We start from the raw sequence: 26,173 nt of genomic DNA, 5'->3' as shown, positions 1-26,173 counted from the left end.
CGCCCCGAAATTTCGGGGCGGCTTTTTACTGTTTTATACTTTTTAGGTTTTACTTATTGTAACAGTATCACCCTTCATAGAAATCTATCAGAGCGCCAAAATAACTGTCGTTCCAGCCTTCAACCATGTCGTTATAAGCTTCATCAGGAATATTGAGGTGCCGCAGCTCAGCAGATGTGCCGGCTTTATCCGGGTGTAGTTTAATGGTAACGATAGAAGGTTCATTCTGTCCATCAAAATACCATTGCTGAACAAGCTTTTTACCCGGCTCAAATTCAATATTCCGGCCCAAAATGGCACCATCCCACATAGAAAATTCTGAGCCTGGCTCTGTTGACATCTCGGCCGGTTCACCCGTCCATAATTCAATAGTTAGCGGATTGGTAAGCGCCATATAAACCGTCTCGGGCGTCTCGGGGATGAGGTAATATTTTTTATAATCTTTCACCCGCGCAAGTTAGGAATTTACCGGGCCAATTGGCAATACTGTTTTTCCGTAAACTTCATTGAGTATCTGGGCGATACCGGTATAAATGGCCGATGCCCCGCAAATAATACCCTCATAACCTGCCAGGTGGCTAACAGTTTTATTGCCAGTGGCATCGCCAATAGCCAATAATGCAAACAATACGGTCAGCGATGCGAATACGAACTGTAACGCACGGTTTAATCTGAGCGTGCCCAAAAATAGCAGTAAAGTAAACAAACCCCATATAGAGAGGTAAGCTACCATTGCGTTCTCATCTGGAGCATTTACCCAGCCTAGTTTAGGCATTACTATTAAGCCTACTAACGACAGCCAAAAGAAACCATATGAGGTGAAAGCAGTTAGTCCGAAAGTATTATTCTTTTTGGCTTCGATGATGCCTGCGATTACCTGGGCAAGGCCGCCGTAAAAAATACCCATTCCCAATATCATGGAGTTCATTTCGAAAACGCCGGCATTGTGGATGTTAAGCAAAACAGTTGTCATACCAAAGGCGCATAGCCCCAGCGGTGCAGGATTAGCAATGCTATCCTTTACAGGTGCAATTGTAGTCATAAATGCTTGATTTAAAATTGGTTTATTAGTGCAATTTAAACCATTTCTGAACATTTGCAAACTTTAAAACTGTATTTTGGCAAAGACGTTTATTTCTGGGATATGCAAAAATTAGTATTAATAAGACACGGGGAAAGCGTATGGAACCATGAAAATAGGTTCACAGGCTGGACGGATGTAGATTTATATGCTGATGGTTTTGAACAAGCCAGACAAGCTGGGCAATTACTTAAAAAACATGATTTTACTTTTGATATCGCGTATGCTTCGGTACTAAAACGATCAATTAAAACACTACATCTTTTACTTGAGGAACTGGATCATTTATGGATACCGGTCTATAAGTCTTGGCGATTAAACGAACGTTTTTATGGTGCCTTACAAGGTTTAAATAAGCAGGAAACTATCGACAAATATGGAATTGACCTCGTTCAAAAATGGCGCCGCGACCCGAATGAAGATCCGCCGCCTATAAGCAGGGACGATGACAGATACCCCGGCCGTGACCTCCGTTATAAACATCTAACCGAAGCAGAACTCCCTTTAACTGAAAATTTGAGTCAGACCATGAACCGGGTGTTGCCTGTTTGGAATGATAAAATTGTCCCTGAGCTTAAGAATAAACAAAAGATAATCATTTGCGGGCATGGTAATAGTTTACGCGCACTCATCAAATATTTGGATAATTTAACCGACGAAGAGGTAACCAAACTCGAAATTCCTACCGCTACACCGTTAATTTATGAATTGGACAATGAACTGAATCCTGTTAACCACTACTATCTGCATTAAGTAATTTATTTGTTACGATTAGCAGTGGCGTTTGTAATGTGATTATGGCGAATTACTTTAGCAAAAAGCTATATCGCCAATTATACCATGAAGAAATTTACCGCTGCGTTTCTGCTACTGTTTTCTATATTAAGTACTGCTACATTAGCACAAAATAATGATGAGCGCGCCATAGCCGGTCAGGTTGAAGCTATGCGCAAGGCAATGATAGCCGGGGATAAGTCGGTGCTAAATGATGTGTTGTCTGATCAATTAAGTTATGGTCAGTTTTTTGGAGCAGTGAACAACAAAGGGCAGATGATTAATGCCCTGGTGACTGGCAAGGTAGCTTTTACCCGCATCGACTTAAAAGATCAAAAAATACAGGTAGACGGAAACATGGCCATAGTTAGGCACAAGTTCATTGCCGATGCCACCGAGAACGGTAAAACTAACAGCATAACCATAGGGGTAATGCAGGTTTGGAAAAAGAATAATAATAAATGGCAGTTATATGCCCGCCAGGGCTACAAGCTATAGCTTAATTAATCTTCGCTTTTATATAAATCACCAGCTTTTACTGCAGAAAGCCGAATGCCTTTTATCATGGCAGAGCTAAATCCATGGTGCTCCATCTCGTTTAACCCGGCAATTGTACAGCCTTTTGGTGAGGTTACCTTATCAATTTCCTGCTCAGGATGTGAAGATAATTGTAATAACAGGTTTGCTGCGCCTTTAGCAGTTTGAGCCGCCATCTTAAGCGCATCATGTGCATGGAAGCCAATCTCTGTACCGCCTTGCGATGCGGCACGAACTGAGCGCAGGAAAAACGCTATACCACAAGCACAAAGCGCAGTAGCAGCCGTCATCAGTTCTTCATTGATTTGGATAGTAACACCCACTGTATCAAACAACGACCTGACCAAATTAACATTTTTAGTGCTGCCATTATCAGTTGCTATACAGGTCATTGAGTCGCCAATAGCTATAGCAGTGTTAGGCATCGCACGGATAACCTGTACATTCATTTCAAGCTGCTCGCGGATGTCGGCACAACTAACGCCTGATATTACGGAAACCAAAAATTGCTTTTCAGATTTGATTGCCGGTTTAATTTCATCCAGTAATTTATTTAACTGCTGCGGTAAAACTGCTAGGATAACTATATCGGCTTTTTTTGCCGCTTTTACATTCAGATTAGTTACGTTGAAGCCCTGCGCAGCATATTCATCCAGTGCCTCTAAATTGCGGCGGGTAAGGGTAATTTGTTGCGGCTTGCAAATACCTGATTTTACCAGCCCTTTGGCTAATGATAAACCTATATTTCCACTGCCTAAAATGGCAATATTTTGTTGCGAATTCATGATGTCTTACTTAATCGTGTTCCAAACGGGCGGCCTTGTTTCAGTTCGCCCAGATCGTCAGAGCGGCCTATAACTACTGCCTTAACTCCGCAGGCTATTGCGGCAAAAGCATTCTCCAGTTTAGGCAGCATGCCGCTGTGAATAATTTGTTTTATTTTTAACTCCTCGTATCTAACCGGGTCAATGTCTCTGATCACCGAGTCATCATCATTCACATCCATCAATACACCTTTTTTCTCGAAGCAGTATATAAGGGTGGTTTCAAATAACGATGATAGCGAAACGGATAGTGCAGAGGCTATAGTATCGGCATTAGTGTTTAACAACTGGCCATCACCATCGTGTGTCAGCGCGCAAAAGACAGGAGTGAAGCCAGTTTCCAGTAAACGGGATATTCCCTCAGCATCTACCGAATCTTCGTCAATGTCGCCCACAAAACCATAGTCGATAATTTTTACCGGGCGTTTTTTAGTGCGGATAAGATTGCCATCGGCCCCGGTCAAACCGATGGCATTGGTGCCAAAACGTTGCAGTTGCGCCACAATGTTTTTATTGATCAAGCCACCGTAAACCATAGTTACAACGCGTAAGGTTTCTATGTCTGTAATGCGGCGGCCATCTACAAGTTTTGCCTCAATACCTAAGGTTTCAGACAATTGGGTAGCAACCTTGCCGCCGCCGTGCACTAATATCTTGAAACCATCAAGTGCAGTAAAATCCTTCAGAAAATGATATAGATTTTCTGAATTATCTATCACATTTCCGCCAATTTTAATGATATGTAAGGATTTGTTACCCATTTGGTAGTGTTTTGTTGCAAAAATAGTTAATTATTGATCTAAATGCCTTCATTTTGATAATATTTCAGTCAAAAAACTATGTAACTTATAAAATAGTTATATAACTGAAAAATAAGTTTTGAAACTGAAAAATTAGTTTTAGATTTGATTTATGGAAGAATTAACCAAAACCGAAGAGCGTGTAATGCAGATATTATGGAAACTTAAAACAGGTTTCGTAAAAGATATTATCGATGCTTTACCCGATGACCCTAAACCGCCTTATAACACCATATCATCGGTAGTCAGGCTATTAGAGAAAAAGGAATATGTAGGATATAAAGCTTATGGTAAAACCTATGAGTACTTTCCGCTCATTTCCAAAACAGAATATCGTAAGACTTTCTTCAAAAAGATGATCTCTGGTTATTTTGATGATTCGGTTGAAAGCCTTTTATCTTTCATGGTGAAAGAAGAACAACTAAGCGAGGCTGATATCAATAAGATCAAGGACATCATCGATAAAAATAAATAATATGGAGCCAATTATTTACATGTGGCAGGTAAGCGCCTGCATGGGTGTTTTTTATGGATTCTATTTTGTGCTGCTCAGGCGACTAACCTTTTTTACCATCAACCGCTGGTATTTACTGGCGACGTTGTTGCTAAGCGTGGTTATCCCATTGCTTACCATAACCGTGCATCGTGAAACTGCACCGATAATAATGCAAAAGGCGGTCATAATTAACCAGGTACTACCTTCGGCGGGTTTGCAAATTAATGTAGCGGACAAACAGACAAGCAGGACAATTATTGATTGGGTTAAGATCGCGGAGATTGCTTATTTAATTGTAACAATAACGCTGTTCATCAAACTGATAGTAACTATTGCCCGTTTCTTCAATAAGCTTAAAAATGCTTCGATTACTAAAATTGGAGGAGTGAGGATCATTAAAGCAATTGGGAATATCAGCAATGGTTCTTTTTTTAACTACGTAATGCTTAACAGTGGGGAGTTGAATCCGGAAGAAATGGAACAGGTATTAGGGCACGAGATGTTACATGTAAAACATCTGCACTCTATTGACAGGATGATAGTAAGGTTGATGCAAGTAGCTTTTTGGTTCAATCCATTTATTTATCGCTATGCGCAGGCTATTGAGGAGAATCACGAATTTGAAGTTGATGATGAAATTGGTCGCCGGGCTGACAAAGGGCGTTATGCCGATATGCTGTTACATCTGTCTATTAACCGGCAGGATATACTGTTTAACAGTTTTAGCAAAGTGCCGCTAAAAAGACGCATTACCATGCTATTCACTAAACCTACAAATCATATGAAAAAAGTAATCTACCTGCTTATTTTACCGCTGGTATTGATAAGCTGCCTGGCCTTTGCCCGGTTTAAAAATGATATTGTTCAGCAAGAGCAGTACAGTGTTATTGCCGGTATTGACTTATTGGGCGACGATTTTAAAGTATTTATTGATGGTAAAAGTTACGACAAGGATATCGTCTATAAAATTAGCGGCTCCTGCATCAAATCCTCTGAAATTAAACCTGTTGCACCAGCTAAAGTAGTAAACGGCAAATGGGCAGATGCTGTGGTAAATATCAAAACCAAAAAAGGTGACATTGTTTACATGAGCGAACAGGAAAAAGAAAACCTTATAAAAGAGCGTTCTGTGGCATTTGATAAATTTTATGTGCGTTTGCACTTGAAAGATAATAGCGGAAAACCATTTGACAAAGCCATTGTGCATAAATGGAGAGGCGCATCCGCAAGTGTTGATATACAGCCTCTGGATAAAATAGGCTTTTTGATTGACGGCGTTTTTTATAACGAAAACGATATCAGATTTATTGATCCCAAAGATATGGATGCGTTGGCAGATGAAGTATCGGTACAAATGGTTAAACAGGGGCAATATGCCAGAGGGATTGCCGCAGTGTTTACGCTTCATACTTTAAAGAAGCCGACTGGCGCACAATCAAAGGCTAAGATTCAAAAAGAAGGAAAATTAAAACCTGTCGCAATAGCCGGTAAACCTGCACCTGACCGTATACCGGCGATACCCGGTAATGTGGAGAACGACCTTTCCAATACTGTAAGCGAGCAGAATTTTATCCGAAAAACAGTAATGAATAGTAATTCGCCTTTTTATAGTCGCTTTCATTTTGACCGTGCCAATGGCAAAGGCTTTGATGTCGTAGCTATCAAATATAAATCAAACGCTTTTACGAGTATTAATGTGCAGCCAAATGAGAAAGCCGGTGTTTTTATAGATAACAAGTTCTATAGCGAAGACGCCTTAAGAAAATTCACTCAGGCTCAAACAGCTAATTTGGAAAGAGATACCAGCGAAGCTCATTATGAAATGAATCAGAAAAATAATTTGCCGAAGGGATATTTTCCCGTACCAACCGGTTTTATCACCAAATAATTTAAACTAAACTTTATTACAACAAAAAAAGGGGCGCTAATAAGCGCCTATTTTTGTTTATCTGGCCAAAAAATCATTAATGATCTTAAATTCTTTCTCGGGTTCTTCAACTTGTGGGTTATGTCCTGATTTTTCGAACATTACAAATTGTGCCTGTGGGCAATATTCTTTAAACTTAATGGCCATCCATGGTACGGCAACACGGTCATATCTGCCGGTAACAATCAGCACCGGCATTTTCAGGTCTTTTAATTGTTTGCGATAGTCGAAAGTGCCAATGTCACTGCCTACAATAAAGTCGCCGTCTTTACCAACCATCTGGTAATAAAGTTTTGAATTATAAGAGTTAGGGTATGGTTTGCTGCCGCGGGCGGCAAACTTGTCCGGATTGTAAGCATATAAAAAGCCGTAAGGCACTTTGCCGTAAATTTCCTGATGTTTAGCGTCGCTTGATATAGCGCCCTCATTACGAATTTTCATTAATTCGTCCCAAACTTCAGGATAGCTGTTTTTGATCTCACGGTTCGAGCTATCGTCGTTTTCCTGCCACATCACAAAACTGTGAAAAGTATCAGCCAATATCAGGTGGCTTAAATGTTCGGGATATTTTATGGCATAACCTTGTGCCACTACGCCGCCATAAGAGTGGCCCAATACAGTGATCTTATCCAGTTTTAAAGCTTTGCGTAAACCCTCTATGTCTTCGATATCGCGCGCCAGCGTATATTCAGAAACATTCTTAGCAGTGTCAGACTTACCGCGGCCAAAAGCGTCGAAATAAATCAGCCGATGGTGGTTATCGGCCAGTGCATCAAAGCTGCGCAAACCTACGTGCGCGCCGCCAGGGCCGCCTGCAATGAGGACAATTGGGTCGCCCTGGCCAACTGTTACCACCCACAATTTGGCACCATTAATGTTGAGATATGTACCATCGGTCCAGCTATCGATCTTTTTAGTTTGTGCCTGGGCGATAGTTGTTAGAACTAACAATGATAAAATGTAAACGAAATGTCTTTTCATGCTTATTTTACTGAAGAGCTAAAAATAAGAAATACACTTTGCATATTTTAGCAATCACTAAAACCATTAATCATAAGTCCGTCACCTTCATATATGGATCAACAGAATACACACAAGCCGCGCGTAGTAATTATAGGCGGCGGTTTTGCCGGATTACAGCTGGCGAAAAAGTTAAAGCACGCACCTGTGAATGTGCTGATGCTTGATAAGCATAATTACCACACTTTTCAGCCATTATTATACCAGGTGGCCATGGGTGCTATACCGGCCGATTCGATTGCGTTTCCGATACGCAGAATATTTACCTACCAGGAAAATTTTCAGTTTAACCTGGCTAATGTCGAAAAGATCAACCCCGAAATAAATACGGTAAGCACAAATATAGGCGACTTCTCTTATGATTATCTGGTGATTGCCACCGGCTCGAATACCAACTTCTTTGGTAATAAAGAACTGGAAACCTGCACCATGCCGATGAAAAATTTGCCCGAGGCACTGAATCTGCGCGGGCTAACACTACAACACCTGGAGAGAGCACTTATTACGAAAGATAAAGAAGAGCGAGCGGCACTTATGACCTTTGTGGTGGTAGGCGGCGGACCGACAGGCGTAGAACTCGCCGGTGCCTTGGGTGAAATGCGTCACCTGATACTCGAGAAAGATTATCACGGATTAAGCAAACAGGACATGAAAGTGTATCTGGTTGAAGGTAAGGACCGATTGCTGGCTGCTATGTCAGACGGGGCCTCACGTAAGGCAAAACAGTTTCTTTCGGCTAATGACGTTATTATTTACAATAGCGTCCATGTAAAAAGCTACGATGGTAATACACTGACTATTGACGATGGGATGGTGCTCAAGGCCCGTAATGTATTTTGGGCCGCAGGGGTGATGGGCGAGGTGCCTGAGGGGATTGAAAAGGCAAAAATAGTTCGCGGCTCGCGTATTGAAACTGATGAGATTAATCGCGTAAAAGGTTATGACAATATATTTGCCATAGGTGATGTTTCGGCAATTATCAGTGAGCAATACCCTAACGGCCATCCGGGGGTTGCGCCTGCAGCAATACAGCAAGGCGCCTGGCTGGCCAGCAACCTCATGCGCATTATTAAAAATGAACCAACGCTGCCTTTTATTTATCGCGATAAGGGCACACTGGCCACTATTGGGCGCAACAAAGCGGTGGCCGATTTAGGCAAAGTTCATTTCCAGGGATTTTTTGCCTGGCTATTGTGGGGCTTAGTCCATATCCTGTCGCTGGTAGGTTTCTCCAATAAAACATCAGTTATTTTAACCTGGATGATTAATTACTTTACAAAAAATAGCGACAACCGACTTATCGTTCGTAGTTATAATAGAAGTACCCGAACGGTAGATGCTGAAAACTAAATGTTAAGCTTTCTGTTAATCCCCCGTGGATTTGTTTGTCATTATAGCCCTGTTAGTTATCGTAAGTGCTTTTTACTCTTACATTAATGCGCGCTACGTTAAGTTGCCCGGCACTATAGGCATTGTGCTGATAGCCGTTATAGCTTCTGTTGTGACAATTTTTGTTGATAGCATTGATCCGCACTCTGCCCGATACTTAACGCTGCTCGCCAAAAATATCGACTTCTCCAGCACTGTACTCAATATTATGTTAGGGTTTCTGCTTTTCTCGGGTTCATTTACGCTTAACACGCGCCGCCTGAAAAAAGAAATGCGCCCCATATTTTTACTCAGTACGTTGGGGGTGATTATCTCTACTTTGGTGTTTGGTTGGCTATTTTATGGTATTACACTTTTATTTCACATCCATATTCCGGTAGTTTATTGCCTGGTTTTTGGAGCTTTAATATCACCGACAGACCCGGTTGCTGTAGGGGCCATCATCAAGAATTCACGACTGCCGGTCAATCTGGAAACCATTATATCAGGCGAATCGTTATTTAATGACGGTATTGGCCTCGTGCTTTTTATAACATTATTGGAGTTCGCCCGGTCTGGCGAGGATAATCTGGATTGGGTAAAAGCTGCTTTACTATTTATAAAGGAGGTTTTTGGCGGGATATGCTTAGGCGTGTTTTTAGGATATGTTGCCTTCAGGCTGATGAAAAGTATAACCGATTTTCAGACCATTGTACTTGTATCGGTTGCCCTGGTGATGAGCATATCTGTGATAGCAGCTTATCTGCATTTTTCTATCCCCCTGGCGGTTGTTACCGCGGGGCTGTTTGCCGGTAACCGAAGTATCAATATGGATAGCACAGAGCACTCGCACCAGGCTTTGGAAAAATTCTGGCAATTGATAGACGAAATGCTGAATACCATTTTATTTGTTATGATAGGCCTGCAGATGATTAACCTGCCGTATCTGGAAAACTATTGGCTAATAGGAGGAATCGGTATCGTGGTTATCCTTATAGCCCGCTGGGTCAGCATCATGATGCCACTAATGTTCTTCAGGAAGATAGCCAGTAACACTATAAAAAACGTTAATATACTAACCTGGGCGGGATTGCGCGGTGGCATCTCAATAGCGCTGGCATTGTCACTACCTTATGGCTCGTATCGCTATGTGATTTTAGCAGGAGCGTATTTTATAGTGATATTTTCAGTAATTGTGCAGGGACTGACGCTAAACAAGGTTATAGACGCCTCTATACCTAAAACTGAGGATTAGCTATTTGGCAAATTACTGCAATTGCTCAAGCATTTGCTTTAACACGGCTTGCGCAGCCCATACACGATTACCGGCCTCATGTACAACAATTGAGTTAGGGCCATCCAGGATCTCTGAAGATAATTCTAAATCGCGACGTACGGGCAAGCAATGCATTACTTTAGCGTTGTTGGTGATCTTTAGCCTGTCGTTCGTTAGCATCCAATCGTTATTTTCGCCAAATATCTGTCCATAGGGCTCGTAAGCCGACCAGTTTTTAACGTAGATGAAATCAGCATCAGCAATAGCCTCATCCTGATTGTGGGTGATTGTTGCACCTTGCGTAAACTCGGTACTCAGTTCGTAACCAGCGGGATGGGTAATCACAAAGTCGACATCGGCTTTGCACATCCACTCGGCAAATGAATTGGGTACGGCTTGTGGCAATGGTTTAATATGCGGAGCCCAGGTTAATACAACTTTTGGACGCGGTCGGGTTTTTAATTCTTCTATCGATATCAGGTCGGCCAAACTTTGCAGTGGATGTCGCGTAGCCGATTCAAGGCTTACGACGGGAACACCACAATACTCCACAAATTTGTTGAAGATCACTTCGGTATAATCTTCCTCGCGATTTTTTAATCCGGGAAATGAACGCACACCCAAAATATCAACATATTGACCCATAACTGCCGCGGCCTCGCGAATGTGCTCAACAGTAGTACCGTTCATTACCACATTATCGCGCAGCTCTAAAGCCCAGCCTTCTTTATCGACGTTTAATACCATTACGTTCATACCCAGGTTAAGCGCCGCCTTTTGGGTACTCATACGGGTACGCAAGCTTGGGTTCAGGAAAACCAACCCCAAAGTTTTGTTTTTACCCAGGTGCTGATGTGCGTATGGATTCTTTTTAAGCTCCAGGCCTTCGGCGACTAGTGCGTTGATGTCGGTAACGTCGTTTACAGAAGAAAATAATCTCATGGTCTCAATCAATATCTTATTGTTATCTCGACTGAAAAGAGAGATCTATACACGAACTTGAATAAGCTGTGTATAGATTCGCTCCGCTCGAGATGACAAACGGGTTTTTAGTTATTTCAATACGCCAGTTAAAGCTTCCAAAAATCTGTCAGCGTGTGCTTTGGTTAAGTTCAAAGCAGGTAACAACCTGATAACATTTGGTTTAGCTTCGCCGGTAAAGATATGGTGTTTAAATAACAAGTCTTTTTTAGCGTTGCCAAACTCGGCTGGTAAATCAATACCGATCATCAAACCGCGGCCTCTAACCTCGGTGATCTGCTTGAATTTCTTTAACTCGTCAATCAGGTAGCCACCAATTTCGGCGGCGTTTTGCATCAGGTTTTCCTGCTCCATAATTTCAAGAACAGCTAATGCTGCTGCGCAAGCCAAATGGTTGCCGCCAAATGTGGTGCCCAGCATACCATAAGACGGCTGCATTTTTGGCGAAATACTGATAGCGCCAATAGGGAAGCCGTTGCCCATGCCTTTAGCCATGGTATAAATGTCGGCGTCGACACCTGCAAAATCATGCGAGTAGAATTTACCGGTACGTCCGTAACCGCATTGTACGGCATCCGCAATGTAAACAGCATTATGTTTGTCGCAAAGCGATCTGATTTTTTGCAAGAAACTTTCAGGTGCAACCTGTATGCCGCCGACCCCTTGAATACCTTCAATAATTACTGACGAGATATCGTCATGATCGGCAAAAGCTTGCTCTAAAGCAGCTTCATCAGCCCACGGCAGTCTGATCACATTGTCGGTGTCATTAACCGGGGCAACGATCTTTGGATTATCGGTAACAGCCACTGCTAATGAGGTACGGCCATGAAAAGCGCCTTTAAAAGCAACTACCTTCTTCTTACCATTGTAAAAAGAGGCCAGTTTTAAAGCGTTCTCGTCGGCTTCGGCACCTGAGTTGATCAGGAACAACTGGTAATCTTCTTTGCCTGAAACATGACCTAGTTTTTCAGCCAGTTCTTTTTGAATTGGGATCTCGATAGAATTTGAATAGAAACCCAATTTGTGTAATTGGTCTTCTATTCTCTTTACATAATGCGGGTGGGTATGGCCTATAGAAATAACGGCATGGCCACCATATAAATCTAAATATTCCTGTCCTTTATCATCATAAACAAGGCTCATGTTGCCTTTAACTATATTTATGGGGTTTATAGGATATACGTCGAATGGTTTCATTTTTATTTGCTGTTAAAATTTAGATAATTGATTGATTAAAAGTTACGGCTGTGGCTATCAGTTTAAAAACCGGTCGCCTTAAGTCGTAACCCTGCGCGCTCGTCAAGGCCAAACAGCAGGTTCATGTTCTGAACTGCCTGACCGGAGGCGCCTTTTAATAAATTATCTAACATGCTAATAACAAATAGCTTGTTATCATATTTTTTAACCTGTATAAATACTTTGTTGGTGTTTACTACCTGTTTTAAATCGATATTACGGCTGGTAACATGTGTAAACGGATGGCCAGCGTAAAAATCTTGATAAAGTTTTAAAGCTTCTTCCTCAGTTAAATCGCTGTCCGTATAAATAGAAGCGAAGATACCGCGGGTAAAATCGCCACGATAAGGTACAAAGCTGATTGGTTGCGTAAAGTCAGGTTGTAGTTGTTTCAATGATTCGCCGATCTCATTTAAATGCTGATGACCGAATACCTTATAAACCGAAAGGTTATCGTTTCTCCAGGTAAAGTGCGAAGTAGGAGCCAGGCTCTGACCCGCACCGGTTGAACCGGTAGTGGCCGATACATGCACTTCTTTATCTAATTTACCGGCTTTAGCCAACGGTAATAAGCCCAGCTGAATAGTGGTAGCAAAACAACCCGGGTTAGCTATATTTTGTGCCGATTTAATAGCATCCCTGTTTAACTCAGGTAAACCATAAACAAAGTTTTTACTCTCTAATTTTGAATTTTTACTTAAACGGAAATCCTGGCTCAGATCAATGATCTTAACCGTGTCAGGTATTGGGTTAGCATCCAGGAATTTTTTAGCATCGCCATGGCCCACACAAAGGAAAAGCACGTCAACATCCGTCGATAGCTCGCCGGTAAACTTTTGCTCGGTATCACCAAACAAATCGGTATGCACCTCGTATAAATAGTTGCCGGCATTACTGTTGCTATTTACAAAAGCAATCTCAACATCCGGATGATTAACCAAAATACGCAGCAACTCGCCGCCTGTATAACCTGCCCCACCAATAATGCCTGCTTTTATCTTTGCCATTTTAATTCAATTTTTAGTTTTTGCCGGGCTCAATGTTAACTCTGTCGTTATTTATTGACGGGTAGGAGTGTACCATAAATTCCAAATCGGTATTTTGATGATTGGCAATAAAATGCTGTTCCATTGGGTTGATCTGTATTGCCTGGTGCTCTCTTAGTTCGATCACTTCGCCATTTACTGTAAATTTGGCCCTGCCATTTAAAATATAGAAGAACTGTGTTGCATACTCATGATAATGCAATTGTTCGGCTGTGTCTGGCGGCATCAGCTCCTGCTTTATCGAGAGTGCGCCGGTATCTACAAAGACCCACCCGTGGCAATCATCGCCCCAAATGTAATGTTGTAAACATTCGCTCTTTGAAAATACCGTACTCATTATTCAGCACTGTTTACCTTGTGGTAAATCATTACCTGGTTACCAAATATTTTTGAGAAACCTTTAACGTCCTCACCGCTCCATGCGTTGTTCATTTCGCCATAGCTGCCAAATTTGTTAGACATTAAATCATGATCAGACTCGATACCTACAACCTGGAACCGGTAAGGCTGCAGTTCAATAAATACTTTGCCGCTAACTTGTTTCTGCGTATCTGTCAGGAAAGCTTCCATGTTGCGCATAATCGGGTCATGGAACTGACCTTCATGCAGCCAATTACCATAAAACATGGATAGTTGGTCTTTCCAGGTAAGCTGCCATTTGGTAAGCGTATGTTTTTCTAAAGTATGATGCGCTTTGATGATGATCATCGGCGCCGCAGCTTCAAAACCAACGCGACCTTTAATACCTATAATGGTATCGCCCACATGAATATCGCGACCTACCCCGTAAGGGCCTGCAATTGCCTGTAACTCCTGGATAACCTGAGTAGGGTGCGCATAATGTTTGCCATCCAAAGCTACCAGTTCGCCTTTTTCAAAAGTTAATTCAATATTTCTTTTTTCAGTTGCAGTAACCTGTGTAGGCCATGCATCTTCAGGTAAGCCCAGATTAGAGGTCAGCGTTTCTTTACCACCAACTGATGTTCCCCAGATACCTTTATTGATAGAGTATTTAGCTTTCTCGAAGTTCATCACCACCCCGTGTTTTTTCAGGTACTCAATCTCTTCCTCGCGGCTCAGCTTCAAATCGCGAATAGGGGTAATGATTCCCACGTTAGGGATCAGGATATTGAAGATCATATCAAACCTAACTTGGTCGTTACCGGCGCCGGTGCTGCCGTGAGCAACAAACTCGGCACCAATCTCTTTGGCGTAGTTGGCAATAGCTGTAGCTTGGCTAACACGTTCAGCACTTACCGACAATGGATAAGTATTGTTTTTTAATACGTTACCGTAAATAAGGTAACGCACGCAGGTGTTGTAAAAGTTTTCAGTTTCGTCAACTACATGGTGTGAAGTAACCCCCATTTCATAAGCACGTTTCTCAACGGTTGTTAATTCTTCTTCGCTAAAACCACCGGTATTAACAATTACCGAATGCACTTCATAACCCAGATCGCGGGTTAAGTATATACAACAAAATGAGGTATCTAAACCTCCGCTATACGCCAAAACTACTTTTTTCTTTTCCATTTTTACTTGATGTAGAGACGCAATACTTTGCGTTTTTGTATTTGTTATGAGACACAAAGTTTTGTGTCTCTAGCTGTTTTATTAACCACAATATTATATTGTGGCTGTGTTAATTGTATTTAAAGAGACGTAAAATATTGCGTCTTTCCGCTTTACTGCCCGAAGCTTTTGATAGCAGCCTCAATCCGGCGGAAAAGGTTAGCCTTTTTAGTCATTTTTTCCAGATTTTCCTGTTTCTGTTTTTCCGCATCTGCAGCTTTCTCCACCGGGTCAAACAGCATGGCGGTACACATACAGTTCTTCCGCTCTTTCATCGTCAGTATGTCGTAATTAACGCAGCTTTTGCAGCCTTTCCAAAAATCCTCGTCCTGTGTAAGCTCTGAGTAAGTAACCGGCTCATAACCCAGTTCTGAGTTTATCTTCATAACAGCCAGGCCGGTTGTTAACCCAAAAAGTTTAGCATCGGGATATTTAGTGCGTGAAAGCTCGAATATTTTATGTTTGATAGCTTTGGCCAGGCCTGCCTTTCTGAATTGTGGTGCGACAATTAGGCCGGAGTTGGCAACGAAATCGCCGTGGCTCCAGGTTTCAATATAACAGAAACCGGCCCAGGTGCCATCTTTGTGCAAAGCAATTACCGCTTTGCCCTCAAGCATTTTGTTGGCAACATATTCGGGCGAACGTTGTGCGATACCGGTACCACGTGCTTTTGCCGACTGAGCCATCTCATCAGTAATGAGCGGCGCATAGTCTACATGCTGTGCAGTAGCAACCTGAATATCGAAATCTTGTATAGTCATTGTAATTAAAAAATTACCGTTAATAATTAGCCTAAGCCTAAATAATTAATGATTTTTTTGAGGGAGAAGTTTTAAATAAAACTTCTGTTTGACGGGCAATAGAGGATGCGGTAATTAAACCCGTGGCATATATAGCCTTCGTCGTGATGGGATAAATAAAACAGTTGAAACCAAAGCAGCAGCAACCGGAGCAGCAATTGCTCTCACAGTGGGCTTATTTAAGGTTTGCAGTATCATTTTGATAGTCTATTGCTTTATTCAGAATTTTGATGCAAAAGTTTGCATTAATTTTTATTTATGCAAGAGAAAAGTTAATTAGTTTTTGGTTGTTAGGGTGAATAGCCAAAACGTATGTATAATATGACGTTAAGGTAACTAATTACTTAATAAACTATTCACTTGCCAAACTTTTTAGCCACTATATCGTCAATAATCATATCGGCATGAATACGTGAGTTTTCTATAAACCAGAGATGTGTATCTAAACCACCGCATACCACGCCGGCAAGATATAAGCCAGGTAAGTTGGTTTCCATCGTATCAGGGTTGTATTGAGGGATAAACTTATTATCAGACAAAATAAGCCCCCATTTTCTTAGCTGGTCAAAATTTGGTTTATAACCCGTCATGGCCATCACAAAATCATTAGGAATGGTAACCGGGCCTTCAGGGGTTTCAATATCCACCTCATGCTGGCGTATCGCGGTCAAATTGGCGTTAAAATATGCTTTAATGCTGCCTTCCTTGATACGGTTAATAATATCGGGCCTAACCCAATATTTAACGCGGTGGCTTATTTCATCGCCCCGGATAACCAGCGTAACATCAGCACCTTTACGATAGGTTTCAAGCGCCACATCAATGGCCGAGTTGCTTGAGCCAACCACAACCACTTTTTGCATAGCAAAAAAGTGCGGGTCTTTATAATAGTGCTGTACTTTAGGCAAATCTTCGCCTGGGATGTCCAGATTGACGGCTACGTCATAAAATCCGGTTGAGATGACCACACGTTTGGCCTGATAAGTGCCTTTGGTGGTAACAACAGTATATGCGTTATTCTCCCGGCTTAAAGTCTTTACTTCTTCAAATAAATTGATAGGCAAATGGTTAGATGTAGCTACGCGCCGATAATACTCCAACGCCTCGGCACGGGTGGGTTTATTACTGATAGTTACAAACGGAATCCCGCCGATCTCCAGTTTTTCTGAAGTCGAAAAAAAGGTCATGGTGGAAGGGTAGTTGTACAGCGAATTTACCAGGCAGCCTTTTTCGATAATGACAAAGCTTAGTCCGGCCTTTTGGGCTTTCAAGCCGCAGGCTATACCGATTGGGCCGCCGCCTATAATGAGTAAATCAAGCATTATAATTGAACTTTATGCAATTATAATCAGATTTGGTACCAATAATATGCTGATGCGTAAATATTAACTATCAGATTGTAGAATAATGAATTTAGAATGACTTACTCAATAGGGCATGGCGAACAAACCCGCAAAACAAAACCTTAAAAGTAAAGCGGCCCCTGGCTGCTGCCAAACGGGAATTTATTACGTCGCCCATGCGTGTAATAATCGCTCGAACGGTGATCGCGATACATCTTTTGATAATTGTTTTTGCTGATTTGCGCTTCGGTACTGTCGGCTTCAGGCTTATCAGACTGAAAAACCATTGTGTCTTTTTTCTTCATGGTTGCTCCCTCCGAAATTTATTGTGAAAGAAATTACACTAATAAATTTAAATAGAAAGTGGCTGATTTGCAAGTGTTTTTGCAGATATTTTGAGCAAAATTTAAGGCACAAAAAAGGGTAAGCTACTTTTATCGCGCCGCTCAACTCTCTACCCTTGCTGTGTTCCCACCCTGGGGGAGTTCAAGAGGAGCTGGCCGTAAAAGACTTACCCGCCGCAAATATAGAAAAATGTTGCCGATGGGTTAAAAAAATGTTAAAAAACCGCCATATATCTGCAATAGTCTGATTAAATGTAACTTACGGAAGATTATTAGATACGATTACTTAAAAATAACCAAAAAGCAACCTCCACAGCTTTTTTTCAGTATCAGCATTAGAGAATTGAATCAGCTATTGCTCATGCTAACACAAATTATTGAGGCGGAAAACGAACTTGAAAACTTACTGCCTAAAAATAGGCTGGACGCTTCTCCGTCATCAGCCTTATTAAACGCTGCTTTAAAATGGTCTGGATTGATTTGGACCGAAGCCTTGCGATTAGGTCCGGCGCAGTTGAGCGAAGATCAACAACAACAGGGTTTTAACCTTATACAACATCCTGTTTTTATTTGCGGCGTACACCGAAGTGGCACAACACTGGTTCAAAACCTGCTTGACGGCCATCCGCAACTTTTGGTGTTGCCTTCAGAAGGTACTTTTTACACTAATCTTGAACTTAAGCTTCAGCTGCAGCCAAGTCATAATCGGGCAAAGTATTTAGGTACCGAATGGTTGCGACGTATGGTTAACCCGGTTAACCAGCCGCCTTATTTTCTTTTGGGCAGGAGCGATGAATTTGGGTCGCCTTACGTTGATTTTGCACGATGCTTTTTAGCCTGGTGGCATCTGCTGCCGCATCATGAACATACCCAATGGCCTCACTCGGCGGTAGTGCTGGCTTATGCATCGTGCACAAATAATTTAGCTGCATTACATTGGGTTGATAAAACGCCAACCAATGAACGTTTTCTTAACCGGATCTGGCAGGAATTCCCGCGGGCCCGCATTATCCAGGTGGTGCGCAACCCCATAGCTACCCTGACATCACGCAAGGTCATGGAACCTAGCATCACTTTGCGCAACGCTTTGCGCTTTTTAAAGATATCATATCAGGTAGCTACAGATAAAGAACTATCCGATGATTCGCGTTTCTTTTTGTTGCGATATGAAGAGCTTTGCGATAGTCCGGAACGAACAATTGCCGTGTTGGCAGATTTTTTAAGCATTGCAAACACATCGCACTTAAAACAAGCAAGTACAGCGGGCATATCTGTGCAAGCCAACAGCTCATTTAAAAAAGACGCGTCATGCGGCGATATATTGAAATCAGCCGAACATAAGCAACACGATGTATTGACCGCGAAGGATCAAAAATTAATTGCCGCTTACCTGGGCAACAAAGCAGCTTTACTGGGTTATCAGCTGGATAAGCCCAGTGGCTTCAGTAAGACTTATACACAACTTAAACATCTTTTATTCAGGTAGCTAATGATCATACAGTTTTGCGGATTGTCTGGCAGTGGAAAGACCACAATAGCTAATGCGGTACAAGTACAGTTACAGCAAAGGGGTATTTCCTGCGAAGTGATTGACGGAGATGTTTATCGTAAAAATATCTGTGCTGACCTGGGTTTCTCAAAAGAAGATCGCCATGAAAACATGAGGCGCCTGGCCTTTGTAGCCGATGTTTTGTCGAAGCATCAAATCATAACTATCATCTCGGCAATTAATCCTTACAATGAAGTCCGTCAGGAAATAACGCAGCGCTATAATGGTGTTAAAACTGTATTCATCAATTGTAGCCTGGATGTGTTAATGCAACGCGACACCAAAAAGCTTTACCATCGGGCTATGCTGCCAATAGGGCATCCCGACAGGGTAAATAACCTCACTGGCGTTAATGACATCTTTGAATCTCCTGAAAACCCCGACGTGGTATTAAATACAGATGCCGAGACCATCGACATTTCCTCAAAAAAACTATTTGATTTTATAATTTTCCAACTAAAATAAACTCGTCTGCTGGCTATTTAACGGTTTTATGAGGGATTGCTTTTGCGGCGCTAAATTATACTGCGTTTTACCTTCAAACGGCAACTCAGTATAATGTTCCCATTTAGCATAGCTTACAAATGATTCGCGTTGCAAAACCGTCAGGGAGTTAACAGTGAAAGTTTCCTGCCATTCTATCGAGTTAAAATAGGCCCATAGCAAATCGAAGTCGGCTACAGGAATATTGCGGCAAATGGTAATATGCGGCACACTAAATTCCTTGATCTTTAAATGGTGTTTCAGCATTTTGAACCAGTGACTCGTTTCGGGCGTGTTGACGATACGTGCATAAATAGTCCGGTAATCTTTACCATGAACAAAATAGTCAAAGCCGTTAATGGTTAAGCTGATGGGTGGAATTAAACATAAACGCTTTCTGAACTCGCGAATACCCGGCTCGGTTAAAAAAGTCTTTTGCCTGGGCATAATGTTAACAGAAATATGCGCCGTGGAATATTCACTTTCATAAGCGCCAATTACGTCGGCGGCATAATTTTTATGTTCACGCACAATGGCTTTCACCCGTTCTGAGGGCGAAAGCAACATAAAGAAATCTGTATAACCCTTCATTGCCAAAAAATTTAGTGGGAAACAATTTTACTAATATTTTTAGTAATTGTGCAAATTAATTTTAAATTTGTTGTATGGAAGCAAAGCGATGGATAGTTCACATTGACCTCGATTCATTTTTTGTGTCGGTTGAGCGCAAGTTTGACCCAAGCCTTAATGGTAAGCCGGTATTGATTGGCGGCTCGGCCGACAGGGGTGTGGTGGCTTCCTGTAGTTACGAGGCGCGTAAGTTTGGTATCCATTCGGCTATGCCTATGAAACAAGCCATGAAGTTGTGCCCGCACGCCGTGGTGATCCGCGGTAATCATGGCCGTTACAGCATCGCCTCGCGCGAGGTCACCCAGATTATTCATGACAGTGTGCCGCTTTACCAGAAAACATCCATTGATGAGTTTTACATTGACCTGACCGGCATGGATCGTTTCCATGACTGTTACCAGCTGGCCTCAGCGCTGCGTCAACGCATTATGCGCGAGACAGGTTTACCCATTTCCTTCGGAATGGCTTCCTGCAAAACTGTGGCTAAGATGGCCACAAATGCGGCTAAGCCTAACGGGCAGTTATTGATACCGCATGGCAGCGAAAAAGAATTTATGGCGCCAATGTCTATTCGCAAAATACCTATGCTGGGCGAAAAGACCTGCCAGAAGCTTTATCAATTCGGTATCGAAAAAATTGGCGACCTGCAGCGGGTTGAACTTAAATTTCTTGAAACGGTATTCGGCAAACATGGCCGTTATATCTGGGAGCGCGCCAACGGGGTCGATGACAGTGAGATAGTACCGCATAGCGACCGTAAATCAATCTCGACCGAAAATACTTTTGAAACAGACATTTCAGATAAAAAGACTTTAGAAACTGTACTGGTATCCATGACTGAAGAACTGGCTTTCAAGCTTCGTAAAGAAAATAAACTGGCCTCATGCCTGGCCATTAAAGTGCGTTACGCAAATTTTGAAACACACACAGTTCAGGAAAAAATTGCGCTTACGGCCGCCGAGCATATTTTGATTCCAGGGATTAAAAACCTGCTCAAAAAGGCCTGGAACGGCCATCGCCCGATACGTTTGATAGGCGTGAAACTGAGTAATATTAGCCAGGGTAGCTATCAGATTAATCTGTTTGAAGATAACGAGGAACGTATTAAACTCTATCAGGCTATGGATAAAATTAACTTTAAGTTTGGCGAAAAGACGGTTTGCCGTGCTTCAGGTATGGCAATTGGCACGCGCAATTTTAACCCTTTTCTAAGAGATTGAGCGCGGCAAACCTTCTTGGTGTATAAGAAAAGCTTATTGCCTTTGCTTAATCTCTTCAATATGCCCGTTAAATGATATTGGCTGGCGGTTTAACGAGGTAACCCGTAACGAAGCATAACCGTCTTCAGCTACAGTTAAAACCATGTCACGTACATCATCAGCGCCTGACGAGTTTGAATGCTTAGGCGTTAAAGTAATTTCCCAGCTCTTTTTTTTATTGACCACCTTATTGGTAAAATCAGTCGTCGTTAATTTTACACCACCTTCAGATGGGTCGCGCGGCGCTGCATAGGCGCGGCCAAAATAAGGTAACCACACGGCAAGTTTATCCGGCGTAACGGTAACATCATAAGATGCCGTCAACGAACGCCCGGGCATGCTGTTGGGTATAACATAATCGGCCACAAATACATAACTGCCTGATGCTATCAAGCGATTAATCTCAGTGGCTTTAGCAGCCTTCTTCTCGGCTTTGGTCAATTTTTGCGCAAAGCCAGATTGGATGCCCAAAACGCAAGCAAAAGCAACGCAAAGCATTTTTATATTTTTCATAACCGTAGTGTTTAAAATACTTAACAGCTTTATAACGAATGGGTTTAGTTATTTGATATAATTTTGCGAGGTGAAATTAAGCGCTGCCGGCTTAAGGCAATCGCGCTTATATATTCCGTTGCCGCTATTGCACAGCAGGTAACTGTATGGTAAATGTAGTTCCCTTACCTTCAGCGCTGTTAACGCCTATGGTACCTTTGTGGCTCTCAATAATCTGCTTTACAATGCTTAGGCCCAGTCCTGTTGATTTTTCGCCCTTTAACCCGCTGCGGCCCGCTTTGCTAAAGCGTTCAAAAATATGAGGAAGCATTTCTTCCGGGATGCCCATGCCGTGGTCTTGTACCTGTATGATTACCTGATTGCCTTGCTGAGCAAGGTGCAGCTCAACGTTATCAGTTTCTTTTGAAAATTTAAGCGCATTGCTGATCAGGTTATCCATTACGCGCGTAAACTTCTCTTTATTTAACTGCGCATTTATAGGGCTGACTGCACTTTTTAACACCACATTAAACCGGTTTTGAACTTTCCACGAATCAATAACTGTTTTCAGGTAATGATTGAGCTCGACCTTTTGGGTTTCAATAACGTTGATGTTTTCGTTTTTGGCCGCTTCAAGCAAATCGTCAAGAATGCCGCGGGCCTTTGCACATGATTCTTTAATCATGTTTACATTGTCCTGCGTATCGGCATCAATTTCGTCTAGCTCCATCATCATAGCAATAGACTCAACCGCACCGATAGGGTTACGTAAATCGTGCGCTACCATGCCCAGTACCTGGTTTTTAAATTCGCCCGCCTTCTCAATCTCGATGTTTTTACTGCGGATCTCGATAATCTGGTGGTAATAACTGGCTTTAAACGAAAAGAAATACCGCGATATCAGGTAGAAACCCGAAAGTAACACTACAGAAATTAGCTGGTCATACAGCATACTGGTTGCATCAGCATGTGCATAAAACATTAGGGCTGTAAAAAATATCTCGGTTAATACCAGCAGCAATATCAGTTCATCATACTCAAATACACACATTACGCTTATAACAATCAGCGCTATCAGGTAAACTGTTAATGAGTTACGCGGATCGCCTGTTGATATAAAGGCCGAATACATGCCACTAAGTATAATATATATCGCGAAGGCAAAAACAAACAGAACCATAAAGGAATCAGCCTTTTTAGTTTTTTTAATTATTTTCAGAAACACTCGTGCACCAATATAAAACAACGGTGTAACTGCCAGGTAAATCCAATTGGTAAAGTCAAATTCAGGAAAATTTTGGGCTTTAGTCACGCTAATAGGTAGCGAAAGCATCAACACCCGCAAGGTGAAATTTATGGCAAAGAAAATAATAGAGCAATTACGTATAGACTGCAGATTCTGCAATGTATAATAATTGCGAAACGGCGCCCGATACTTTTTCGGTATACTTCTAAAAAAAAGGGTATCCACTTAACCTTGATTACAGGTGGCAAAAATATTAAATTTTGCTTAACGCACAGTGACTTATAACACCTTTTTTAATAAGATTTGTTACAAAAAGACAGTCGGTTTCTCTGTATACTTGACAAAAAGACATACTAAAATAAATAGTAACGCCATATTTTCAGATTTGCGGGTATGGCAGGCGTTTTGAACAAACTGACATATGAACTTTAACAATTTTACCATCAAAGCACAAGAGGCTGTACAAAAAGCCTCTGAGATTACAACCGGTAATCAGCAACAGGCCATTGAGACCGCACATTTGCTAAAGGGTTTGTTATTGGTTGATGAAAATGTAATCACTTACCTTTTAAAAAAGCTTAATGTAAACATTAACCGGCTTAATAATATATTGGATGAACAGATTGCTGCTTTTCCGAAAGTTAGCGGCAGCAATGTTTATTTGTCATCAAACGCCAATTCGGCTTTACAAAAAGCTGCCGGTTACTTAAAAGAATTTAAAGACGAGTTTGTATCTGTTGAGCATATACTTTTGGGTATTTTAAGCGTGAGCGATAAAACCAGCGCCGCGCTTAAAGATTTCGGCGTAAATGAAAAAGACCTTAAAAAAGCTATCGTTGAATTACGCGGCGATAATAAGGTTACTGATCAGAATGCCGAAGCTACTTATAACGCCCTGAATAAATACGCCCGCAACCTGAACGAATATGCAGGTTCTGGTAAACTGGACCCGGTTATTGGTCGTGATGACGAGATTCGTCGTACCATACAAATTTTATCACGCCGTACCAAAAACAACCCTGTGTTGGTGGGCGAGCCGGGTGTGGGTAAAACCGCCATAGCCGAAGGTATAGCCTTCCGTATTTTAAAAGGCGATGTACCCGAAAGCTTAAAAACAAAAACGGTTTACTCGTTAGATATGGGCGCTCTCATTGCCGGCGCTAAATATAAGGGCGAATTTGAAGAGCGACTCAAAGCTGTCATCAAGGAAGTGACACAAGCCGATGGAGAGATAATTCTGTTTATTGACGAAATACATACCCTGGTTGGCGCCGGTGGCGGCGAAGGCGCCATGGACGCAGCCAATATATTAAAGCCGGCCCTGGCGCGTGGCGAACTAAGAGCCATAGGCGCAACCACGCTGAATGAGTATCAAAAATATGTGGAGAAGGATAAAGCCTTAGAACGCCGATTCCAGATGGTGCTGGTTGATGAACCTGACACAGCCGACGCAATATCTATTTTGCGTGGTTTAAAAGAACGCTACGAGGCACATCATAAAGTGCGCATTAAAGACGAAGCCATCATTGCTGCAGTCGAAATGTCGCAACGGTATATATCTGACCGTTTTCTGCCGGACAAAGCTATCGACTTAATGGATGAGGCTGCCTCAAAACTGCGTATCGAGATGGATTCGGTACCTGAAGCAGTTGATGAATTAGAGCGTCGCATTATGCAGCTGGAAATTGAACGCGAGGCCATTAAACGTGAAAAAGACGATAAGAAAGTAAAAGAGCTATCTGAAGAAATAGCCAACCTGTCTGCCGAACGTGATTCCTTACGTGCCAAGTGGCAAGGGGAGAAGGACGTAGTAGACGGCATCAACTTAAAAGTTGAGCAGATAGAAAATTATAAACTGGAAGCCGAACAAGCCGAACGTGCTGGCGACTACGGTAAGGTAGCCGAGTTGCGCTACGGCCGTATCCGCGAAGCGCAGGAAGAAGTTGAAAAGCTGAAAGAAGCGTTGCTGACTAACCAGTCTGAAAGCCGGATGCTGAAAGAGGAGGTTACTGCTGACGACATTGCCGGTGTTGTTTCCCGTTGGACAGGCATCCCGGTATCAAAAATGATCCAGAGCGAACGCGAAAAATTGCTTAGCCTGGAAGATGAGCTGCACAAACGTGTTGCCGGTCAGCACGAAGCTATTGAGGCCATTAGCGATGCTATACGCCGCAGCCGCGCAGGTTTGCAGGACAAACGTAAACCAATTGGCTCTTTTATATTTCTGGGAACTACCGGCGTGGGTAAAACCGAGTTGGCCAAAGCCTTGGCCGAATATCTGTTTAATGACGAACATGCGATGGTGCGTATCGATATGAGTGAGTATCAGGAACGTCATGCAGTGTCAAGATTGATAGGAGCCCCTCCGGGATATGTCGGTTATGACGAAGGTGGACAATTGACAGAAGCCGTTCGCCGGAAACCATATAGCGTGATTTTGCTGGACGAGATCGAGAAAGCGCATCCGGATGTGTTTAATATACTGTTGCAGGTGCTTGATGACGGTCGCCTAACTGATAACAAAGGTCGCCTGGTGAATTTTAAGAACACTATTATCATCATGACCTCGAATATAGGCTCAAATATTATCCACGAAAACTTTCAGGATTTTGACGAGAGCGATAAAGAGCAGGTGATTGCTAAAACCAAGAACCAGTTGTTTGATATGCTTAAGCAAACCATCCGTCCGGAGTTTTTGAACAGGATAGATGAGATCATCATGTTTACTCCGCTAAGCAGGGATGAGATAGGCGATATCGTAAAATTGCAGTTTGCACAGGTACAACAGGCGCTGGCCGAAATGGGGGTACAGATAGAAGCCTCAGAGGAGGCGCTGGATTGGTTGGCACAATTGGGTTACGACCCGCAATTTGGTGCCCGCCCGCTAAAACGTGTTATTCAAAAACGTATTTTGAACGAGCTTTCAAAACAAATACTGGCAGGTAAAGTAGACAAAGACAGCAAGATAAAGCTGGATATGTTTGATCATAATTTTGTATTTTTGAACACCAGCGAGAAAGCAGATATCGAGAAATAATTAGTTTGCAATATAGTTAAAAAGCCGTCCCGGGTTTCGGGACGGCTTT

At 42.3% G+C, this 26,173-nt stretch carries 26 protein-coding genes and 1 other RNA gene; 10 read left to right on the top strand and 17 right to left on the bottom strand.

Annotated elements, in window-relative coordinates; all coding sequences use genetic code 11:
- Positions 1-67: 67 nt before the first annotated feature.
- Both ACFS5N_RS04165 and ACFS5N_RS04160 read right to left on the bottom strand, forming a co-directional pair.
- A complete protein-coding gene (locus tag ACFS5N_RS04165; protein WP_377182547.1) occupies positions 68-448 on the bottom strand; it encodes an SRPBCC domain-containing protein in 381 nt (126 codons plus the stop codon).
- Between the two features lie 9 nt (positions 449-457).
- Positions 458-1,042: an acetate uptake transporter gene (locus tag ACFS5N_RS04160; protein WP_377182545.1), complete on the bottom strand. Its 585-nt coding sequence runs from the start codon at positions 1,040-1,042 to the stop codon at positions 458-460.
- Between the two features lie 54 nt (positions 1,043-1,096).
- On the opposite strand from ACFS5N_RS04160, the gene gpmA reads away from it, so the two are divergent.
- Together gpmA and ACFS5N_RS04150 are read left to right on the top strand one after the other, a co-directional pair.
- Positions 1,097-1,834 carry a 2,3-diphosphoglycerate-dependent phosphoglycerate mutase gene (gene gpmA, locus ACFS5N_RS04155; RefSeq protein ID WP_377182543.1) on the top strand — a complete coding sequence of 246 codons (738 nt, stop codon included), beginning with the start codon at positions 1,097-1,099 and terminating at the stop codon, positions 1,832-1,834.
- An 87-nt stretch (positions 1,835-1,921) separates the two neighbouring features.
- Positions 1,922-2,353, top strand: coding sequence for a nuclear transport factor 2 family protein (locus ACFS5N_RS04150; RefSeq protein WP_377182541.1), 432 nt, complete (start codon positions 1,922-1,924; stop codon positions 2,351-2,353).
- Between the two features lie 5 nt (positions 2,354-2,358).
- Here ACFS5N_RS04150 and proC read toward each other — a convergent pair whose 3' ends face one another.
- Positions 2,359-3,177: a pyrroline-5-carboxylate reductase gene (proC, locus tag ACFS5N_RS04145; RefSeq protein WP_377182539.1), complete on the bottom strand. Its 819-nt coding sequence runs from the start codon at positions 3,175-3,177 to the stop codon at positions 2,359-2,361.
- The gene (gene argB, locus ACFS5N_RS04140) at positions 3,174-3,977 is read right to left on the bottom strand and encodes an acetylglutamate kinase (RefSeq protein WP_377182537.1); all 804 of its coding nucleotides are present in this window, start codon (positions 3,975-3,977) and stop codon (positions 3,174-3,176) included. Before argB ends, proC begins: the two co-directional genes overlap by 4 nt.
- Before the next feature lie 151 nt (positions 3,978-4,128).
- Here argB and ACFS5N_RS04135 point away from each other — a divergent pair, with 151 nt between their 5' ends.
- Together ACFS5N_RS04135 and ACFS5N_RS04130 are read left to right on the top strand one after the other, a co-directional pair.
- Positions 4,129-4,491, top strand: a complete 363-nt coding sequence (locus ACFS5N_RS04135; RefSeq protein ID WP_377182535.1) for a BlaI/MecI/CopY family transcriptional regulator — start codon at positions 4,129-4,131, stop codon at positions 4,489-4,491.
- A gap of 1 nt (position 4,492) precedes the next feature.
- Positions 4,493-6,400, top strand: a complete 1,908-nt coding sequence (locus ACFS5N_RS04130; RefSeq protein ID WP_377182533.1) for a M56 family metallopeptidase — start codon at positions 4,493-4,495, stop codon at positions 6,398-6,400.
- A gap of 57 nt (positions 6,401-6,457) precedes the next feature.
- Here ACFS5N_RS04130 and ACFS5N_RS04125 read toward each other — a convergent pair whose 3' ends face one another.
- Entirely contained in the window at positions 6,458-7,420 is a 963-nt protein-coding gene (locus tag ACFS5N_RS04125) for an alpha/beta fold hydrolase (protein ID WP_377182531.1), read from the bottom strand.
- Between the two features lie 93 nt (positions 7,421-7,513).
- Between ACFS5N_RS04125 and ACFS5N_RS04120 the strand changes: the two genes are divergently transcribed.
- Positions 7,514-8,809, top strand: a complete 1,296-nt coding sequence (locus tag ACFS5N_RS04120) for an NAD(P)/FAD-dependent oxidoreductase (RefSeq protein ID WP_377182529.1) — start codon at positions 7,514-7,516, stop codon at positions 8,807-8,809.
- 25 nt (positions 8,810-8,834) lie between these two features.
- Complete coding sequence (locus ACFS5N_RS04115; protein WP_377182527.1) at positions 8,835-10,082, top strand: cation:proton antiporter; 1,248 nt, start codon at positions 8,835-8,837, stop codon at positions 10,080-10,082.
- A 12-nt stretch (positions 10,083-10,094) separates the two neighbouring features.
- On the opposite strand, the gene ACFS5N_RS04110 is transcribed toward ACFS5N_RS04115, so the two are convergent.
- From ACFS5N_RS04110 to ffs, 9 genes are all read right to left on the bottom strand, one after another.
- On the bottom strand, positions 10,095-11,045 hold the full coding sequence (locus tag ACFS5N_RS04110) for an acetylornithine carbamoyltransferase (RefSeq protein WP_377182525.1): 951 nt from the start codon (positions 11,043-11,045) through the stop codon (positions 10,095-10,097).
- Between the two features lie 111 nt (positions 11,046-11,156).
- Positions 11,157-12,284 carry an aspartate aminotransferase family protein gene (locus ACFS5N_RS04105; protein WP_377182523.1) on the bottom strand — a complete coding sequence of 376 codons (1,128 nt, stop codon included), beginning with the start codon at positions 12,282-12,284 and terminating at the stop codon, positions 11,157-11,159.
- A 62-nt stretch (positions 12,285-12,346) separates the two neighbouring features.
- Positions 12,347-13,330, bottom strand: coding sequence for an N-acetyl-gamma-glutamyl-phosphate reductase (gene argC / locus ACFS5N_RS04100; RefSeq protein ID WP_377182521.1), 984 nt, complete (start codon positions 13,328-13,330; stop codon positions 12,347-12,349).
- 13 nt (positions 13,331-13,343) lie between these two features.
- Entirely contained in the window at positions 13,344-13,706 is a 363-nt protein-coding gene (locus ACFS5N_RS04095) for a cupin domain-containing protein (RefSeq protein WP_377182519.1), read from the bottom strand.
- Complete coding sequence (gene argG, locus ACFS5N_RS04090) at positions 13,706-14,902, bottom strand: argininosuccinate synthase (RefSeq protein WP_377182517.1); 1,197 nt, start codon at positions 14,900-14,902, stop codon at positions 13,706-13,708. The genes ACFS5N_RS04095 and argG overlap by 1 nt, the downstream gene beginning before the upstream one ends.
- A gap of 152 nt (positions 14,903-15,054) precedes the next feature.
- Entirely contained in the window at positions 15,055-15,702 is a 648-nt protein-coding gene (locus ACFS5N_RS04085) for a GNAT family N-acetyltransferase (protein ID WP_377182515.1), read from the bottom strand.
- A 395-nt stretch (positions 15,703-16,097) separates the two neighbouring features.
- Entirely contained in the window at positions 16,098-17,063 is a 966-nt protein-coding gene (locus ACFS5N_RS04080; RefSeq protein ID WP_377182513.1) for a YpdA family putative bacillithiol disulfide reductase, read from the bottom strand.
- Between the two features lie 143 nt (positions 17,064-17,206).
- A complete protein-coding gene (locus ACFS5N_RS04075; protein WP_377182511.1) occupies positions 17,207-17,389 on the bottom strand; it encodes a hypothetical protein in 183 nt (60 codons plus the stop codon).
- 113 nt (positions 17,390-17,502) lie between these two features.
- Positions 17,503-17,601: signal recognition particle sRNA small type (gene ffs / locus ACFS5N_RS04070), an RNA gene on the bottom strand.
- A gap of 188 nt (positions 17,602-17,789) precedes the next feature.
- Between ffs and ACFS5N_RS04065 the strand changes: the two genes are divergently transcribed.
- Together ACFS5N_RS04065 and cysC are read left to right on the top strand one after the other, a co-directional pair.
- Positions 17,790-18,914, top strand: coding sequence for a sulfotransferase family protein (locus tag ACFS5N_RS04065; protein ID WP_377182509.1), 1,125 nt, complete (start codon positions 17,790-17,792; stop codon positions 18,912-18,914).
- A 3-nt stretch (positions 18,915-18,917) separates the two neighbouring features.
- The gene (cysC, locus tag ACFS5N_RS04060; RefSeq protein WP_377182507.1) at positions 18,918-19,442 is read left to right on the top strand and encodes an adenylyl-sulfate kinase; all 525 of its coding nucleotides are present in this window, start codon (positions 18,918-18,920) and stop codon (positions 19,440-19,442) included.
- On the opposite strand, the gene ACFS5N_RS04055 is transcribed toward cysC, so the two are convergent.
- Positions 19,434-20,051, bottom strand: a complete 618-nt coding sequence (locus ACFS5N_RS04055) for a 2'-5' RNA ligase family protein (protein WP_377182505.1) — start codon at positions 20,049-20,051, stop codon at positions 19,434-19,436. The genes cysC and ACFS5N_RS04055 overlap by 9 nt on opposite strands.
- A gap of 74 nt (positions 20,052-20,125) precedes the next feature.
- Here ACFS5N_RS04055 and dinB point away from each other — a divergent pair, with 74 nt between their 5' ends.
- Complete coding sequence (gene dinB, locus ACFS5N_RS04050) at positions 20,126-21,310, top strand: DNA polymerase IV (RefSeq protein ID WP_377182503.1); 1,185 nt, start codon at positions 20,126-20,128, stop codon at positions 21,308-21,310.
- A gap of 33 nt (positions 21,311-21,343) precedes the next feature.
- On the opposite strand, the gene ACFS5N_RS04045 is transcribed toward dinB, so the two are convergent.
- Both ACFS5N_RS04045 and ACFS5N_RS04040 read right to left on the bottom strand, forming a co-directional pair.
- The gene (locus ACFS5N_RS04045; RefSeq protein WP_377182501.1) at positions 21,344-21,862 is read right to left on the bottom strand and encodes a DUF4251 domain-containing protein; all 519 of its coding nucleotides are present in this window, start codon (positions 21,860-21,862) and stop codon (positions 21,344-21,346) included.
- Positions 21,863-21,986: 124 nt separating this feature from the next.
- Positions 21,987-23,153, bottom strand: coding sequence for a sensor histidine kinase (locus ACFS5N_RS04040; protein WP_377182499.1), 1,167 nt, complete (start codon positions 23,151-23,153; stop codon positions 21,987-21,989).
- A gap of 355 nt (positions 23,154-23,508) precedes the next feature.
- Here ACFS5N_RS04040 and clpB point away from each other — a divergent pair, with 355 nt between their 5' ends.
- On the top strand, positions 23,509-26,124 hold the full coding sequence (clpB, locus tag ACFS5N_RS04035) for an ATP-dependent chaperone ClpB (protein ID WP_377182497.1): 2,616 nt from the start codon (positions 23,509-23,511) through the stop codon (positions 26,122-26,124).
- Positions 26,125-26,173: the final 49 nt, after the last annotated feature.

The organism is Mucilaginibacter ximonensis (assembly GCF_042686265.1).
Taxonomy (GTDB): Bacteria; Bacteroidota; Bacteroidia; order Sphingobacteriales; family Sphingobacteriaceae; genus Mucilaginibacter; species Mucilaginibacter ximonensis.
This window is presented reverse-complemented; position numbering and strand designations above follow the sequence as displayed.

Excerpts from the sequence above, each read along its gene's own strand:
- ACFS5N_RS04120 (WP_377182529.1), top strand. The coding sequence starts at position 7,514 with ATGGATCAACAGAATACACACAAGCCGCGCGTAGTAATTATAGGCGGC.
- ACFS5N_RS04105 (WP_377182523.1), bottom strand. The coding sequence starts at position 12,284 with ATGAAACCATTCGACGTATATCCTATAAACCCCATAAATATAGTTAAA.
- ACFS5N_RS04160 (WP_377182545.1), bottom strand. The coding sequence starts at position 1,042 with ATGACTACAATTGCACCTGTAAAGGATAGCATTGCTAATCCTGCACCG.
- argG (WP_377182517.1), bottom strand. The coding sequence starts at position 14,902 with ATGGAAAAGAAAAAAGTAGTTTTGGCGTATAGCGGAGGTTTAGATACC.
- argC (WP_377182521.1), bottom strand. The coding sequence starts at position 13,330 with ATGGCAAAGATAAAAGCAGGCATTATTGGTGGGGCAGGTTATACAGGC.
- ACFS5N_RS04095 (WP_377182519.1), bottom strand. The coding sequence starts at position 13,706 with ATGAGTACGGTATTTTCAAAGAGCGAATGTTTACAACATTACATTTGG.
- ACFS5N_RS04130 (WP_377182533.1), top strand. The coding sequence starts at position 4,493 with ATGGAGCCAATTATTTACATGTGGCAGGTAAGCGCCTGCATGGGTGTT.
- clpB (WP_377182497.1), top strand. The coding sequence starts at position 23,509 with ATGAACTTTAACAATTTTACCATCAAAGCACAAGAGGCTGTACAAAAA.
- ACFS5N_RS04075 (WP_377182511.1), bottom strand. The coding sequence starts at position 17,389 with ATGAAGAAAAAAGACACAATGGTTTTTCAGTCTGATAAGCCTGAAGCC.
- ACFS5N_RS04045 (WP_377182501.1), bottom strand. The coding sequence starts at position 21,862 with ATGAAAAATATAAAAATGCTTTGCGTTGCTTTTGCTTGCGTTTTGGGC.
- ACFS5N_RS04125 (WP_377182531.1), bottom strand. The coding sequence starts at position 7,420 with ATGAAAAGACATTTCGTTTACATTTTATCATTGTTAGTTCTAACAACT.
- argB (WP_377182537.1), bottom strand. The coding sequence starts at position 3,977 with ATGGGTAACAAATCCTTACATATCATTAAAATTGGCGGAAATGTGATA.
- dinB (WP_377182503.1), top strand. The coding sequence starts at position 20,126 with ATGGAAGCAAAGCGATGGATAGTTCACATTGACCTCGATTCATTTTTT.
- ACFS5N_RS04150 (WP_377182541.1), top strand. The coding sequence starts at position 1,922 with ATGAAGAAATTTACCGCTGCGTTTCTGCTACTGTTTTCTATATTAAGT.
- ACFS5N_RS04085 (WP_377182515.1), bottom strand. The coding sequence starts at position 15,702 with ATGACTATACAAGATTTCGATATTCAGGTTGCTACTGCACAGCATGTA.
- cysC (WP_377182507.1), top strand. The coding sequence starts at position 18,918 with ATGATCATACAGTTTTGCGGATTGTCTGGCAGTGGAAAGACCACAATA.
- ACFS5N_RS04080 (WP_377182513.1), bottom strand. The coding sequence starts at position 17,063 with ATGCTTGATTTACTCATTATAGGCGGCGGCCCAATCGGTATAGCCTGC.
- ACFS5N_RS04055 (WP_377182505.1), bottom strand. The coding sequence starts at position 20,051 with ATGAAGGGTTATACAGATTTCTTTATGTTGCTTTCGCCCTCAGAACGG.
- ACFS5N_RS04110 (WP_377182525.1), bottom strand. The coding sequence starts at position 11,045 with ATGAGATTATTTTCTTCTGTAAACGACGTTACCGACATCAACGCACTA.
- ACFS5N_RS04065 (WP_377182509.1), top strand. The coding sequence starts at position 17,790 with ATGCTAACACAAATTATTGAGGCGGAAAACGAACTTGAAAACTTACTG.
- ACFS5N_RS04135 (WP_377182535.1), top strand. The coding sequence starts at position 4,129 with ATGGAAGAATTAACCAAAACCGAAGAGCGTGTAATGCAGATATTATGG.
- proC (WP_377182539.1), bottom strand. The coding sequence starts at position 3,177 with ATGAATTCGCAACAAAATATTGCCATTTTAGGCAGTGGAAATATAGGT.